At 44.0% G+C, this 15,225-nt stretch carries 11 protein-coding genes; 5 read left to right on the top strand and 6 right to left on the bottom strand.

Annotation, left to right across the window (positions count from 1 at the left end; all coding sequences use genetic code 11):
* The first annotated feature begins 22 nt into the window (after nt 1–22).
* Together JBF11_RS08575 and JBF11_RS08570 are read left to right on the top strand one after the other, a co-directional pair.
* Nucleotides 23–1,321 carry an SLC13 family permease gene (locus tag JBF11_RS08575; RefSeq protein ID WP_334315063.1) on the top strand — a complete coding sequence of 433 codons (1,299 nt, stop codon included), beginning with the start codon at nt 23–25 and terminating at the stop codon, nt 1,319–1,321.
* Nucleotides 1,322–1,382: 61 nt separating this feature from the next.
* Entirely contained in the window at nt 1,383–2,327 is a 945-nt protein-coding gene (locus JBF11_RS08570) for a LysR family transcriptional regulator (RefSeq protein ID WP_334315062.1), read from the top strand.
* A 133-nt stretch (nt 2,328–2,460) separates the two neighbouring features.
* Here the strand turns inward: JBF11_RS08570 and JBF11_RS08565 are convergent, their stop codons facing one another.
* The 3 genes from JBF11_RS08565 to JBF11_RS08555 form a co-directional block, all read right to left on the bottom strand.
* A complete protein-coding gene (locus JBF11_RS08565; protein WP_334315061.1) occupies nt 2,461–3,906 on the bottom strand; it encodes an SLC13 family permease in 1,446 nt (481 codons plus the stop codon).
* 92 nt (nt 3,907–3,998) lie between these two features.
* Nucleotides 3,999–4,211, bottom strand: a complete 213-nt coding sequence (locus JBF11_RS08560) for a 4Fe-4S binding protein (RefSeq protein WP_334315060.1) — start codon at nt 4,209–4,211, stop codon at nt 3,999–4,001.
* Between the two features lie 14 nt (nt 4,212–4,225).
* Entirely contained in the window at nt 4,226–5,890 is a 1,665-nt protein-coding gene (locus JBF11_RS08555) for an FAD-binding protein (RefSeq protein ID WP_334315059.1), read from the bottom strand.
* 244 nt (nt 5,891–6,134) lie between these two features.
* On the opposite strand from JBF11_RS08555, the gene JBF11_RS08550 reads away from it, so the two are divergent.
* Nucleotides 6,135–7,790 carry an RNA repair transcriptional activator RtcR family protein gene (locus JBF11_RS08550; protein ID WP_334315058.1) on the top strand — a complete coding sequence of 552 codons (1,656 nt, stop codon included), beginning with the start codon at nt 6,135–6,137 and terminating at the stop codon, nt 7,788–7,790.
* A gap of 24 nt (nt 7,791–7,814) precedes the next feature.
* Here JBF11_RS08550 and JBF11_RS08545 read toward each other — a convergent pair whose 3' ends face one another.
* Nucleotides 7,815–8,942, bottom strand: a complete 1,128-nt coding sequence (locus tag JBF11_RS08545; RefSeq protein ID WP_334315057.1) for an MBL fold metallo-hydrolase — start codon at nt 8,940–8,942, stop codon at nt 7,815–7,817.
* A 17-nt stretch (nt 8,943–8,959) separates the two neighbouring features.
* Nucleotides 8,960–9,622: a flavodoxin family protein gene (locus tag JBF11_RS08540; protein ID WP_334315056.1), complete on the bottom strand. Its 663-nt coding sequence runs from the start codon at nt 9,620–9,622 to the stop codon at nt 8,960–8,962.
* A 215-nt stretch (nt 9,623–9,837) separates the two neighbouring features.
* On the opposite strand from JBF11_RS08540, the gene JBF11_RS08535 reads away from it, so the two are divergent.
* Entirely contained in the window at nt 9,838–11,343 is a 1,506-nt protein-coding gene (locus tag JBF11_RS08535; protein ID WP_334315055.1) for a sensor domain-containing diguanylate cyclase, read from the top strand.
* 165 nt (nt 11,344–11,508) lie between these two features.
* On the opposite strand, the gene JBF11_RS08530 is transcribed toward JBF11_RS08535, so the two are convergent.
* A complete protein-coding gene (locus tag JBF11_RS08530) occupies nt 11,509–13,257 on the bottom strand; it encodes a sigma 54-interacting transcriptional regulator (RefSeq protein WP_334315054.1) in 1,749 nt (582 codons plus the stop codon).
* A 298-nt stretch (nt 13,258–13,555) separates the two neighbouring features.
* On the opposite strand from JBF11_RS08530, the gene JBF11_RS08525 reads away from it, so the two are divergent.
* On the top strand, nt 13,556–15,199 hold the full coding sequence (locus tag JBF11_RS08525) for an FAD-dependent oxidoreductase (protein WP_334315053.1): 1,644 nt from the start codon (nt 13,556–13,558) through the stop codon (nt 15,197–15,199).
* Nucleotides 15,200–15,225: the final 26 nt, after the last annotated feature.

Below are 15,225 nucleotides of genomic sequence, written 5' to 3'. Positions count from 1 at the left end.
TATTTAAATCCGGAGTAAGATCATGAGTGCAGAACTCCTCTTTTTAATATCCCTTGTGCTGGCTTTGGTCCTCGGCTTCCTATTCAAAGTCAATATCGGTTACTTCGCCCTGACCTTCGCTTTTGCCAACGGCATGTTCATCTATGACCTGCCGATAAAAAAAATTGCCGGGCTATGGCCGATTTACCTCTTTTTGATGCTGTTCATTGTCACGGCGTTTTACGGTTTCGCCATATCCAACGGCACCCTCGTAAAACTGGCGGAAAAAATTATTTACAGCAGCCGCAACAGACCGACGCAGTTACCCATTGTGCTGTTTTTTATCTGCATGATGTTTGCGGGAACCGGTGCCGGTGCACCTGCCACATTCGCATTTCTTTCCCCCTTGGTAATGACCATTTGCATAAAATCACAAATTTCAAGAGTGCTTGCCACGGTGCTTATCTGCTGCGGCGCAACCATCGGCTCACAATTTCCGTTCAGCGTCGGCGGCATAATCATTCAGCAGGTAGCTGAAAATACCGGTTTCCGCAATGAAGGTATGGCAATGTGCATGAATGTGCTTATGAACTGCCTGATAACCATGTCCATATTTTTTATCATCACCTATTTTGTCACAGGCGGCCACAAAACGAAAAAGGTGGAAATCGACAAACCGGAACCTTTTACCGAAGTTCAAAAAAAGACCTTATGGATAGTCGGTCTGGTTTTTCTCTGCACCGTCATTCCTGCCATGCTCAAGGTTTTCATGCCGGATTCGGCGGTAATTAAAAAAATCGCTTCCTTTTGCGACATCACCGTTACTTGCACTGTCGGTATCATACTATGTAGCATTTTTAAAGCAGCCAAAGAAAAAGACGCCATTGACAAGGTGCCGTTTTCCATTATAATCATGATTTGCGCCATGGGCACACTGATTGGTACCGCAGTTTCGGGCGGTCTTGTCAACAGCCTCTCCTCTTGGGTACAAACAAATATAACCAGCTCCGCAGCTCCTTATTTCCTGCTGGCGGCTGCCTGTACCATGAGCTTCTTCGTAGCCACGCTGGGCGTGGTCATTCCCACGCTTGCCCTGCTGATTGTGCCACTTGCCGCCAGTACCGGCATTGAACCCATCATTCTGTTCTCGCTGATTTCCGTAGGGGGCTTCTACACCGGATCTTCTCCGTTTTCAACCTGCGGTGCGATGGCTCTTGCAGGACTTGAAGATCAGCATGAGGCAGACGTTCTTTTCAAAAAACTGCTGCTCCTGCCTGTTGTCAGCCTCATTTGGCTTGAATTTTGCCTATACACAGGTATTTTGGGAAACTGGGTTGGATAATCCACAATCCGTACCGGAGGCTGTTACGAAAAAAACAGTCTCCGGTTAAAGAGGCTCCTCAATGAATCTTACACAACTGCGGGCTATTGTTTATATAGATATTTACAAATCGCTGTCAAAATCCGCAGCCAAGCTGTTCATTTCCCAAGCTTCGTTAAGCATAGCCATAAAGAAGCTGGAAGAAGAGCTTGGCTGTGAAATTATTAAACGCTCGCCCATAGGGGTCCACCTTACGGAAAAAGGGAAAGAAATCCTAAAACATGCTCAAGTTATCTGCACTGAAATTGATGCGATAACAAACATGAATAAAAACGGAACTCCCCAAAATATAAATATTTCCGTTGGTGTTTCTTCCTATCTCTGCAATATGATTGCCACTCGTGCCATGCTGAAAACCAACGCTTCCACCCCGGAACTGAATATAAAAATCAATGACATTCGTACAAGTGCCAGCAATATTTTTGAAGTGATTTCCGGTAAATTCGATCTCGCCCTGCTTCAGTTCGGCCGCATAGGAAAAAACATACTGCTGCCTGCGACTATTGAAAATATTAACATAAAAACCCATTACTTGGCTTCGGACAGTATCAATGTGGCAGTGCCAAAAACCCACCCGCTGGCAGCCGGCACAACCTGCACGCTGGAAGAACTGACAAAATATCCGTATATCACCAGCAAAGATACGGAAGAGGACGCCTTTTATTTCTACCTCAAGGAAAACGGCTACGACCGCCGTATTTTGCAGGTCAACCACATACTCAATCACAACATAGCCACCAGCACCAACGGATTTTGGGTCGGCACCCATACAGGAATGGTCAAAATGCGGGCGGATATGAAAAGCGATATTCATCTTCTGAACATTGAAGACTGCGAATTCCGCTATGACATCATGTACATCTGTAAAAATTCCACGCTGTTAACTCCAATGGCGGAATTTGTGGAAACAATCAGACAAGAGGCAGAAATTCTCATAAAAACAGATCAATCTTGCGCTCCGGCATAAATTGAAAAAACAAATATACCCTCTGTCATTCTTTTTTTATTATCCCCTTCCACATAAATTAAAAGTAATACCAAAAAAGCTATGGCAAATGCCATAGCCTTTTGGTATTTTTTGGAGAAAAAGTATCTCAACTTTAGAAAATGAATTTCCACCACGGAATGGCGACCAGAAGCAGGAAGGGCATGACCAGCAAAATTCTTACCGCCAGTACTTTCACCATTTTTGCAAAATGGATATAGCCGAAGCCGTAGAACAGCAAGAGCGGCGCTGTTTCGTATGGGAAGATAATATTATCAAAACCATAGACAAAGGAGAAATATACAATTCTTGGTTCAACACCAATATTCAGGCCAAGTTCAGCAAGAGGTGCCGAGAAAGAAGCTGTTGCCGCAAGCGGAGTCAAAATAAAGTTGCCAACCACCCCAACAACATAAGCAGCTAAGCCAGCGCCAAAATCGCCAAGTCCATGGAAATAGCCAAAGGTACCGTCAGCCATCCATTGCGTTACTTTAAGATAATTGCCTGCACCGCCAATAGCCATACACCCCATAATGAAGAACAATGGTCCAAAGTTCACGGTTTTAATCTTGTCTGCGTCCATAAGCTCTATTTTTGGCAGGAAGCTGATACAAGCAACCAGGCAAAGGGACATACCGGGAGCAAGACCATGGAACTTATCCGTTACAAGCAATATCAAAGTAAAAATAAAGAAAGCTGTTGCAATCTTTTCTTGTTTTGACATGACTCCAAGTTCATTATAACGGGAAACAAGAACTTGTTTTAATGCCTCTTTATCCATTTTTGATGGAAGCAGGAAAACAACAATGCCCACACTCATAATGGTATAAACAGTTGCAGGTACTAAGTTCCATAAAGCATATTCAAACCAGGTAACTGTTCCGCCAGTTACGCCGTTCACCAAATTCATACCGATAACCAAGTCCCCGCCGCCAGTCAGATAACAAAGTTTTGAGCTGGTTACAGCCAAAAATGCAGCCATCATCAGCGCCGTCGCTTCCGTACTTTTTTTCTTGATATCGAGTGCTTCGCAAAGGCTGATGACAATGGCGCAGAAAATCAAACTTTTACCATTTGCAGAGGGGATAAAGGGAGAAACAATATAAATAGCTGTTGCAAGTCCCCAAATAACGCCCACAAAGGAACCTTTCATGGCATACATGCAGCCTAACCCTATACGTTTCCCCAGTCCTGTTGTCTGCAAAATTTTACATAAAATAAAACCGCCGATAACAGTGTTGGGAACGTCAGAAAGCCAGCCCGCATAAATAACTTTTGCAGGAACATGGCACAAAGCCACATACAGAACAGGCAGCACGATACCGGTTGCGATTTCATTGACCAGACCGAAAGCCCAAATAACAACCATAAAAATGGTAATAGCTAAAAACATGCCCATTTCATGGGTCATCGTCTTACCGTCAATAGGTAGCATAAAATAAACAATCGTAGGAATGGCAAGCGATACAAGCCATTTTACCAATAATTGGTTTGCACTCAGAAAATCCATTTTTGCGTTTGTTTGCGACATAAGACCTCCGTTAGAAAACCGCTCAAGCAATTTTTAAACAAGATAGTGAAATTTTTGCGTTTTAAAATTCACAAAGAAGTTTTTCAAATAAGCCATTCCCAAAAGGAAATGGCTTACGAATCTTACACCAATGTATAAAGCGGAAATTCAAAACTGATAGCGTTTGCGGGACAGCTGATCCGGCAATTGCCGCAATGCCAGCATTCAAATTTGTATTCTTCGATAACGTGCGGGGTTTCGCCTTGTTTTTTATCCAAAGCAAGAATATATGCAGGACAATCTTTTACGCACTTTCCGCAGCGGATACATTTTTCCTCATTAAATACCGGGGGCATAGTCATTCTCCTTTTTATGCTGTCTTTTCAATCCAAAAATAGCTTGGCGAACCGTTTTTATTCCGCACCGCCAATCCCTTATCAAGACTTGGATCAAGCTTCGGATAGTCTGAAAGCTTATACATTCCGCGGCCGGTTTCTTTTCTCTGTAAACAAGCGCCCAAATGGATTTTGCACAGTTCCAAAAGATCGAACCCTTCCCGCAGCCGCATCAAATCATGCAGATTTTTCGCTTTGACCTTATCCTTGTAGGCGGAAATCAATTCAAGGCGTTTCAAAGCCAATTCCATACCGGGCATATTCCGCCTGAACCCTGCATAATAATCCATAACCTGACGGATAGGACCTTCAAATTCCATATAATTCAAGCCGGTTGTGCTTGCATTTTCAAGCGGAGCCATATCCTTCGCCTTATGTGCCGTGATAACGGCGTCATCAAGTCCGCCCTGCTCCGCGGTCTTCACATCATCGGCGGCATGGTTTGCGGCGACATATCCGCCGCACATCGCTCCTGAAAAACTTGTGAAATTGCAGCCGGCGAAAAGCCCTTTCACGGTTGTTTCCATACGTTCATCGGCAAGCAGCATGCCGGAAAGCGCAATTTCGCCGATTTCCACTTCAAGCGGGGTCGTATGGAAATCAATGCCGCGGGCGGCGCAGTAATCCAAATAGGTTTCCTTATCCGCAGGCATGAGCACATATTGCAGATGATGAACGTCTTCTTTATTCAAATGCCGCATATCCATATAGAACGGAGGACCGTACCCTTCCAGCTGTTCCTGCTCCGTACCCATTATTTGGTTGCGGCGTTTGCCGTTTTCCCACATGGGGTCGTATTTGCCCATGAAACGGTCGCCGAGAGCATTAAGCTCATGACCGCCCATATTGTTGATACCGTTCATTCCCGGAGCGCCCCAACCTTTCGGAAGCATGGTGGTACGCCCGGAAATATCCGCATTGACAACCGCCGCTCCGACTTCATAAGCCAAAGAAAAATAACTGCCTGTCGTAAACGGCGTAAACCAACAGTTAAACGGATTGCCGGTAGAGTTGTTGCCCGCTCTCTGCGCATGCCAGCCAAGGCAGTTGACCGCAACCTTGCAAGAAACAGCCACGGTTTCGCCCGTAAGCACATTAAAGCCCATGCAGCCGGCAATATGGCAGTCTTTTGCAAAAAGCCTCGTGATGACGATGTCATCCAAAACATGGATACCGGGCAATTTACGCACTTTTTTGGCGAGATTTCGTTTAATGGTGCGTCCGTTCACAATATGGAGCCACCATGCCCCGGGCTGCCCGAAACCGACGGAACGGAAACGTCCTCCGCCCTCTTTGGGTTTAAATTCAGTACCGACTTCATCAAGAACGGCAAGGCAGGGTTTGAACGCATCATGCCATTGCGCGAGCTGTTCCCTTTTATAGCCGTATGCGGATTTCATATAAAAATTAATGAACGCTTCCTTATCGTCATACGGTTCATCCGTATCAAGCACCGCCATGAAATGGTCATTGCCGCCGCCGAGCGAACCGGAACTTTCAAGAGTGCCTTTGCCGATCATCAATGCTTCACAGCCTTTTTCAGCCGCTTTCAGCGCCGCGCCGATACCGGAAGCGCCGGTACCGAGTATGAGCATATCCGTTTCATACAAAGTACCCCACGATTTTTGGATTGTATTCATAAAAACTCCTTTGGATAAGGTTTTTCAATTCATTTTCCATATCCAGAGAAAAGCAATTATTGTACCAAAAATCACATATCAATAATATCACAATGTTATATCATATAGACACCAATATTGACTATTTTCAAATATCAGAATATCATCCGAGATAAATAAAAAAATATGATTTTATCAGATTTTTTTATGATTTTGTTTCATCACCCGTCATATTTCTTCCCATTTTTCAAGGAAAGCATATTCTATGAAAAAAAATGTCATTTTCGCAACAATCCCTGCCAATTACCGATTTTTGCAAGTTTCGGAAATGCTTGCGCAATGGGAGCAATACATTCAACTCATAAATATTTCTTCTTTTCCGGTCGAGCGTATTTTCTTTTTCATCAATCCGGGAAACATCAAGCATATTCCGCTCTTTTTCAACTATTTGAAAAATCATTTGAACAATACGAAAATCCGTTTCATCAAAATCAATTCAACGCTTGATTTCAACGTGGAAAATTTCAATCATATTTACAGCGTGTTTGCCGAATGGTTTACAAAATTCAATTTTGATACAGCGAATTATAATTACTATCTCTATTTCGCCAAAGGCAATCTTTTCGCCCATTCTTTCCTTATCACCATGCTTATCAACATACGGCACCTTCCATGCCGTATCGTGCACCTCAGAAGAAACCGGAATGCGGTATCCCCCCTTTATGTTCCGGAAATATATGAAGCGAGCTTCGGAAAATGGCTGACAGACATCAGCACCTACGAAAAGGAATATTACGATACGCAGTCGCTGCTCAAATCCTCCATTCCCACGAACAACCCGCAATTCAACAAACTTATCAGCAATATCGAGCATATCGCCGTCCACTCCACAGCCCCTATTTTATTTTTAGGACCGACCGGTTCGGGCAAATCGCAACTCGCCAAACAAGTTTATGAACTGCGGAAAAAAATAGGCACGGTCAGAGGAAGTTTCGTTTCCGTAAACTGTGCGACCCTGCACGGCGATTTGGCATATTCCACCCTTTTCGGGCACATCAAAGGTTCTTTCACAGGAGCGGCAACAAACAGAAACGGATTATTGAAAACAGCGGACGGCGGAATTTTATTTTTAGACGAAATAGGCGAATTGAGTCTTGAACTGCAAGCGCAGCTTCTGAAAGCCATTGAAGAAAAAAGCTATTTGCCCATGGGCGCGGACCAAGAAATACGAAGTGATTTCCAGCTGATTTGCGCAACCAACAAAATTCTCCCGGAAAACATCTCTCAAGGCTTATTCCGCCAAGACCTTTACGCCCGTATCAACTTATGGGAATTTCATTTGCCAAGCCTGACGGAACGTTTGGAAGACATAGAGCCCAATATTGAATATGAAATACGGCGCTTGCGCAAAGAAAAGGGATTGCTTGCGGATTTCACCCCGGAAGCCAAGAAAGCCTATCTTGATTTTGCCACAAGCGAAGAAGCGCTGTGGACGGACAATTTCCGCTCCCTCACGGCAAGCATGGAACGCATGGTGACTTATTCCTCGTATGGCTCAATTACCCTTGAAATTGTTTTGCAGGAAATAGAATTGCTCAAAAAGAACTGGAGTAAGAGGACACCGCCTTTTCAACACGCCGCGGCAGCTTTTCAAACGGCGGAAAAAACCGAACGCTTTCCCCTGCAAAACAAATTGGCAGCCATGCAAAAAACCGTCCATGCAAACCAGCGGGATTTATTTGACGCAGTTCAGCTTGAGGAAGTTCTCAGCGTTTGCAGAAACGCGAAAACCCGCTCCGAAGCGGGACGGAAACTTTTTTCCGCTTCCAGACAAAAGAAAAAAAGCAATGACGATACAGCAAGGCTGAACAAATATTTAAAAGGCTTGAACCTCACATGGGAAGACATACGGCTTTTATGAAAGAAATTCGGCAGTACCGGTAAATCAGCCGAGCGTTTCCCACCAAGAGGAAAAATGCGCGGAAGCGAGGTTTGCCAAATTAAGACGTTCCCCTATCATAGGCGTGAGAAGCCGAAAATTTTTGCCCGAACTTGCGGTTTTCACCCGTTCGAAGGGTTCGTTCCATGGGTGATAAGCCAGGGAAAATTTACCGATATGCATGGGAAGCAGATAAGAAGCCTGCAAGTCCGAAGCCGCCTGCACGGCTTCTTCCGGTACCATGTGCACAAAACGCCAGCGCTCATTGTATTGCCCGCAGTCAAGCAAGGCAATATCGATTTTGCCGAATTTTTTACCGAGTCCGGCAAAATGTTCCCCGTAGCCGCTGTCCCCGCTGAAAAACAGTTTCAGATTTTTTGTTTCAAGCACGAACCCGCACCATAACGTCTTATTGCGCACAAGCATTCTGCCTGAAAAGTGCTGTGCAGGCACAATATTGATATTGATATCATTATCCGAAACAACGGTATCTCCCCAATCACCCTCGATAATCTGTTCTCTTTGAAATCCCCAATGCATTAAATGGGAACTTACGCCAAGCCCGCAAATGACTTTGCCGGTTTTAGGCTGTAACTTTCGCATGGTGGGATAATCCAAATGGTCCCAATGGTCGTGGGAAACAAGCACATAATCGATGAAAGGCAAATCTTCGGCGGCATAAGCCGAAGTTCCGGCAAAAGCTTTTATGCTGAACGAAAAAGGTGAAGCATAAGGACTGAAGACCGGGTCAATCAAAAACCTTTTTCCTGAACATTGCAGAAAGAACGAAGAATGCCCCAGCCAAACCAAGCAATCTTGGACACGGTTCAAATTCTCGAAAGCATGGGTATTGACCGGAACCGGATTTTCGGGAAAAGGATTTTCCTTTTTTTCAAGCAAATAGCGGAAAAGAGAAAAAAGCACGGAACCGTCATCTTTTAAAACAGCCCGTTCCGCCAAGTTATGAAATTCCCCATTGTAATAATGCGGGGAACGCATAAGCGTTTTTTCCAAACCGCCTGCCGGCAGGGCGCCGAACATGTTCTTCCGCAAAAACGCGTAACCGCCTCCGCCAAGCCCTCCGCATGCCAGACAGGCACCGGCGAAAAACCGCAAAAACATTCTCCGTGTCATAAAAACAATGTTCCCCCTTAGATACGTTTGCCTAATTCATACGCTTTATTTGGAAAATCCGTCCGCAAAACGGAACCTGCCGTCCATGTTCCGGAAGCGACAACCCTGCCGGCGTCCTCCCAGCCCAAATAATCCAGGAGCTTCTCATAGTGCGTCAAAATTGGTAGCTCATGGGCGGGGGAATTGTTCGCATACGTCATAAGCAAGACAGCTTTCTTGGGAACATGGATTTGTCCATTAATCGCATAAAACCTGTCGATAACGGCTTTCAGCTGTGCCGATATGCCGAAATAATACATAGGAGTTGCAAAAACCGCAAGATCAGCCGGAACAATATGCTCCCGCACAAATTCAAAATCATCTTTAAATACGCATGGACCGTCCATTCCGCAGGAATTGCAAGCAATACAAGGGTGAACGTTTTTCTGTGCGGCGTCAAAACGGACGATTTCATGCCCCTGTTCCTTCGCTCCTTTAATAAAATGATCAGCTAAGATATTGGAATTTCCATTTTCACGGGGACTGCCGGTCAGCACGAATATTTTCATTGTTTTTTCTCCTCCTTGTGTTCGGGGTGTTCGGGCGTAAGCATTTTTCATGAAAAGCAAGGCTGATTTCATTCCAAACCCTGTTCCCAGTAACGCCAATCCCGCCCGTTTCATGAATATCCGCCTGTTCATAAAAATCTCCTCTTGTCTTTCATACGAGTTATTCCACGTTGTTGCCATTGTAGCAAAACCCCAAACAGGAAAAAGAGCTGTTTTTTGCTTTTTCTTGCCTAATACTGCCAAAACGGATATTTCATGTTTTTGCGGCGAGCGCAAAACCCGGAAATACGATTTGACACGCTTTCCTATTAAAGATACACAAACGCTTGGAGCAAGAGGATGATATCATGAGTAATTTTGCCTATGACAGAAGAAAAAGAAAACGGCTCAAACCCGCGTATGTCTTTATGGCTTCCCTTCTTGCAACGCTTTTTATTGCAGGCTGTTTCCTTTGTTATTCGAGCAAGCAAGAATACCGCGTAAAACTGGAACGCGTGAAAATCTACGGCAATTATTTTTCCCAAAAAACAAAGCTCACCTTTGAAAATTTCGCCCAGAGCCTGCACATACTCTCCCGCGTGATCACGTGGCAAAACGGAAAAACGGATTTATACGAAGAAATTGCGGAGCATTTGATACAAATCATTCCTGAAACCCTCAATATCAACTTGGCGAAAAACGGCATTGTCAGCCATGTTTATCCCTATGAGCGGAATAAAAACGCCATGGGACACAATTTATTGCTTTCAAAAACCCGCAAAGAGGAAGCCCGGCTTGCCATTACAACAAGGAAAGTCACCATTTCCGGACCGTTCAAACTCGTGCAGGGCGGAACGGGACTTGCGTTCAGGCAGGCGGTATTTCTGCCCAAAACAAATGCCGAAACCATACCCAATACCGAACACCTTACAGACAATGAATATTTTTGGGGCTTCGTCCTTATAACCTATGATTTTCCCAAAATTCTGGAACGGCTGAAATACGATGAATTGTCACTTGCCGGATTTTCTTGGAATTTATGGCGTTTTTCCCCGTCAACAGGCAAAAAGGAAACCATTATTTCTTCTGAAACCCAACTCAACAAAAATACCGAGACCTTTGAAATTCCAATTCAAAACGCAACATGGTATCTTGACATTTCCCCGAAATCCGGCTGGCTTGACCGCAAAAACCTGTTTTTTGAAATCACCGTATACAGCATTATCTGCATTTTGCTTTCCCTGCTTTTGACCATTGTCATCATTTTAAAAACAAAAAATAAAATCATTGAAAGGCAAAGCCGCACCGACAGCCTGACCAATCTGCCAAACAGAAACTGGACTTACAAACTTCTTCGGGAAGCGCTCATAAAGCACCAAAACAGCGCCTATCGGAACGATGAGCCGATACTCTATCTATGCATGCTGGACTTCAACGATTTTAAACACATCAACGATACGTACGGACACCATATCGGCGATAAGCTGCTTATCGAATTTGCAAAAAGAATATCCCGATGCCTTTTGCCTGAAGAATTTGCCGCACGGCTCGGCGGCGATGAATTTTTAGCCATATTTTACTGCAAAAAGCCTGATGATGATTCCATGCCCACCCGTCTGCAGGGAATACAGAATTATCTTCAGCAGCCCTATCTGCTTGACGGCATATCCTGCATTATGACGGTAAGCATAGGCTATGTCAGCCCTGATAAAAATGTTTTGCAAAATAAGCCTCGCCAGCAAACGGACGAAGAATTTTTCATCGATTTGGCGGACAAGGTCATGTACCATAACAAAAAGAAATACCACCAAGGCAGAGAAAATCAAGAAAGCGAAAAGAGCGGCGGTCTGAACCAGCAGATCGTTTCCATATGATTTTCATAATATTTTTTTCCCGAAAGGAATTATCCCTCCGGTCCCCTATATGGTAATAATACCGTAACGATAAAAAATATCATAAAAAGTGTCGAGAGAGGGACAGGAGAGAACTTTTACAAAATTTTTCCCCTGAAACATTTCCCAATAATTAACAAAAACGCTCTAAATATTATGTTTCGCGCAATACCTGTGAAACGTTCTGATATTCATATTCATCAATTTCGCCGCGCGGCTCTTGTTTCCTTTCGCACACTTCAGGGCATGCTCCAAACAACGCCTTTCCGTTTCCGTTTTGCATAACTCAAGGTCAAACAGCATATCTTCTTTTGCAAAAAATTCTTCTTTAATGGAAACCTGCCGCATTTCCTGCATTTCCTGCAATTCGCCCGTGGCAATAAAGCGAAGTATCGCATTTTGCAGTTCCCGTATGTTTCCTGCCCATGGGGCGTCCATCATTTGGGCAAATACCCGTTCGGGAATACGCGGCGGAGTATCCGTGCCGCTGAAACGTTTCAAAAAGAACCCGATTAAAAGCGGAATATCTTCTTTCCGTTCCCTTAACGCCGGCAAATACAAATCAACCACGCAAATCCGGTAAAAAAAGTCCTCACGCAATTTTTTTTCCTGAAGCATTTGATTTAAATTCCTATGCGTCGCACTGATGATGCGGACATCGCACGCCTTTTGCACCGTCGACCCAAGGGGAGTGAAAAGCTTATTTTCAACAGCATGAAGAAGTTTCGCCTGCATGGCGGGTGAAAGTTCCGCAACTTCATCAAGAAAAAGCGTGCCTTCATGGGCGGCTTCCAAAAATCCCCGGCTTGCGGAATGGGCATTGGTAAACGCCCCTTTCACATATCCGAAAAAAGCGCTTTCCATGAGCGTTTCCGGAATTGCCGCACAGTTGACGGCAATAAACGGCTTGTCTTTTCTCGTTCCTGCTTCATGAATGATTTTTGCGAGCAAAGACTTGCCTGTTCCTGTTTCTCCAAGAATGACGACATTGATTTCACTTTTTGCCAAACGCAGGGCTTTTTCAATGACATTTTTCATTTTAGGCGATTGGCTGATGAAAAAGCCATCTTTTTCCCGCAGCAATTTGATTAAATTTTTATTTGCCGCAAGCAGTTCTTCTTTTTCTTCCATTAATTGCTTTTCTTTTTGTATTTCCTCCGTCTTGTCAATAAACGTGCTCACTAAAAGCGTATCGTCCTCCTTTTTGAAAACAGTCGGAATTTCTGTTACGTAACGGATTGAATTTTGTACGGAATATTTCCAGTCATATTCTTTTTCCGAAACAATGTTCTGATAATTGTTTTTGCTTAGTTCCCGATATTTTTTACGGTCAAGGGAATGAATGAACGTTTCGACAGGCTTGCCGGCTATCTCCTTGGGGGAAGCACAGCCCAACAGGGCGGCATAAAGTTTGTTGGCAAGCGTGATATGCCCGTTTAAAATAATGGCAATCGGAAGCGGAAACCGCATGATAAGTTCTCCGAGCAAAGGACTGTTCCAATACAAATGGCGCAGTGAAATAAGCTGAAAAGACATGATAGCCCCGATTAATTGCCGATTGCCGTCAAAAACCTTGCTTGCGATAACCCATAACAAACTTTTGTCATTGATATTTTTTTCAATTTTTAAAAACCCGTAACAGATGTCGCCAAAAAAATTCAAACTCGGAAATTCTTTTTCCCTGTCGGTATCTTCCATAAGAAGCAAATCGACGGGCAAAACTTTTTGCGTATGATAAAATATTTTCCAATAGTTATCGGTATGCAAGACATCTTTTTCACTAACGCCCGTCAACTTTTCGTTTACTTTATTCCACCATGTGACTTCATGCTTTAAATTAATCGCAAAACCGGCAAACTGCTGGCTGAAGTAAAAAAAATTTTCCGCAAAAGACATAGTATTTCCTTGCAAAGGCTAAATGTTTTTTAGAACAAATAATGTCAATACTGACATATAGTGACAAGTTTGTCAATACATATTTCATATTCATTCTTTCATAACATATTGATTTAATAAATTTTTAATTTAAATACCATACTGACAAGAATGTCACTATTTTTCTCATTTCCATTGAACTCCCAGACAACACACTAAAATAATAAAATTTTTCACAATTGGTCTTATCCTTGCAAAAACAGAATCATAAAAAAAATTTATTCATTCTTTCAACAACAACCTTTATGAGGAGGTTTTGATGAGTTTCACAACAAAATCATATGAAACCGACGTGCTTATCCTCGGTTCCGGAATTTCAGGCTGCGGTGCCGCCATCGCCGCAAAGAAAGAAGGCGTCGATGTTTTGCTTGTCGATAAAGGCGTCCTTGAAAGTTCCGGCAATATCGGCGGGGGAAACGACCACTTCATGGCTGTGCTCAACGAAGCGGAACACGATACGTTTGAAGACATGCGCAAATATTACGTTACGCCGACTTCCGGCATAACCGACACCATAGCCTATAATTTTTACAAAGCCATGCGTCCTTGCTTGGAAGTTCTTGAAGAATCCGGCATAGAACTTTTGCGCAATCCGGACGGAACCTATGTCCGTTCCGCAGGTTTCGGGCAGCCCGGACCATGGTGGATACATATCAACAAAGGGTATACCGTAAAATCAAAAATCGCAAAATACATCAAAAATCTTGGTATCCGCGTTGTGAACAATTTCTTTGTCACAAAACTGTTAAAAGACGGAGACCGCATTGCCGGCTGTGTCGGTTTTGATGTTTTGAAAGGCGACTTCGTCACTGTCCGCTGCAAAACAGCTGTTATCGCTTTCGGCTTGTCAGCCCAGCGGGTATCCACAAATTCAACACGCAAACCTTTCAACTGCTGGTATTCCCCCTATGTCACAGGCAGTCAGATCATATTGCCTTTGGAAGCTGGCGCTGCCGTTTTAAATCTCGATATTGCCGATAAGGGCACACTGCTGCCTAAAGGATACGGAGCTCCCGGCATGAACGGCATCAACAATATGGGCGGTCACGAATTGAACGCCAAAGGCGAACGCTTTATGGGCAAATACGATCCCAATTGGGAAAACTGCCGCCGCCGCGACCAAATCATGGGCACATTCCAGGAAGCGCTTGAAGGAAGCGGGCCTCCGTTCTATATGGATATGCGCCATTTCAGCGAAGAAGACGCAAGGCATCTCCAATACGACCTTATGCCCGGCGATAAGGAAACCTATTTGGATTATTGCCGCGCAAGAAATATCGATTTCACCAAAGAACCGCTTGAGGTCGAAATAGGGGAACGCATGATCGGCGGTATCATCAAATGCGACGACGAACAGGAAACCCCTATTAAAAACCTTTATGCCGCAAGTCTTTTGGCAACATTTTCCTGCTGCATGGGCATAGGCTGGACAGCTGGCGAACATGCCGCAAAACGCGCGAAAACCGTTGATATGCCAAACTTACAGGAAAAAGATTTTGAAAAAATGCACGATGAAATTTTCACGCATTTCAAAGAAACAAAATCTGAAAATGCAATCACATACACGGAATTTGAAGATGCCATCCGCCAAGTCATGGATTATTATGTCGGCTTCAACAGAACGGAAAAAGGCATGCTGCAAGCATTAAAGAGCATGCAAACCATTGAGGAATACATTCCCCGGCTTGAAGCGGCAACGCTGCGCGAACTCATGAGAATACGCGAAAGTTTGGAACTCTTTAAACTTGTACGCATTTACATTCAAGCCTGTCTGCAGCGTAAGGAATCAGGACGGGCGATGTATAACCGTACGGATTATCCGAACTTCGACCCTGCATACAATAAATGCCTGATCACCAGTCTGGACGAAAGCGGAGTTCCGCATTTTGACTGGACGAAATAAGGCTTGAAATATCAATAAGCAATTAA

Source organism: Taurinivorans muris, from assembly GCF_025232395.1.
Classification (GTDB): domain Bacteria; phylum Desulfobacterota; class Desulfovibrionia; order Desulfovibrionales; family Desulfovibrionaceae; genus Taurinivorans; species Taurinivorans muris.
Note: the sequence above shows the minus strand (reverse complement) of the source record. Positions and strands in the feature narration are given on the sequence as shown.

Coding starts and splice junctions, on each gene's coding strand:
- JBF11_RS08570 (WP_334315062.1), top strand. CDS start 1,383: ATGAATCTTACACAACTGCGGGCTATTGTTTATATAGATATTTACAAA.
- JBF11_RS08560 (WP_334315060.1), bottom strand. CDS start 4,211: ATGCCCCCGGTATTTAATGAGGAAAAATGTATCCGCTGCGGAAAGTGC.
- JBF11_RS08535 (WP_334315055.1), top strand. CDS start 9,838: ATGAGTAATTTTGCCTATGACAGAAGAAAAAGAAAACGGCTCAAACCC.
- JBF11_RS08540 (WP_334315056.1), bottom strand. CDS start 9,622: ATGAACAGGCGGATATTCATGAAACGGGCGGGATTGGCGTTACTGGGA.
- JBF11_RS08545 (WP_334315057.1), bottom strand. CDS start 8,942: ATGACACGGAGAATGTTTTTGCGGTTTTTCGCCGGTGCCTGTCTGGCA.
- JBF11_RS08550 (WP_334315058.1), top strand. CDS start 6,135: ATGAAAAAAAATGTCATTTTCGCAACAATCCCTGCCAATTACCGATTT.
- JBF11_RS08555 (WP_334315059.1), bottom strand. CDS start 5,890: ATGAATACAATCCAAAAATCGTGGGGTACTTTGTATGAAACGGATATG.
- JBF11_RS08525 (WP_334315053.1), top strand. CDS start 13,556: ATGAGTTTCACAACAAAATCATATGAAACCGACGTGCTTATCCTCGGT.
- JBF11_RS08575 (WP_334315063.1), top strand. CDS start 23: ATGAGTGCAGAACTCCTCTTTTTAATATCCCTTGTGCTGGCTTTGGTC.
- JBF11_RS08530 (WP_334315054.1), bottom strand. CDS start 13,257: ATGTCTTTTGCGGAAAATTTTTTTTACTTCAGCCAGCAGTTTGCCGGT.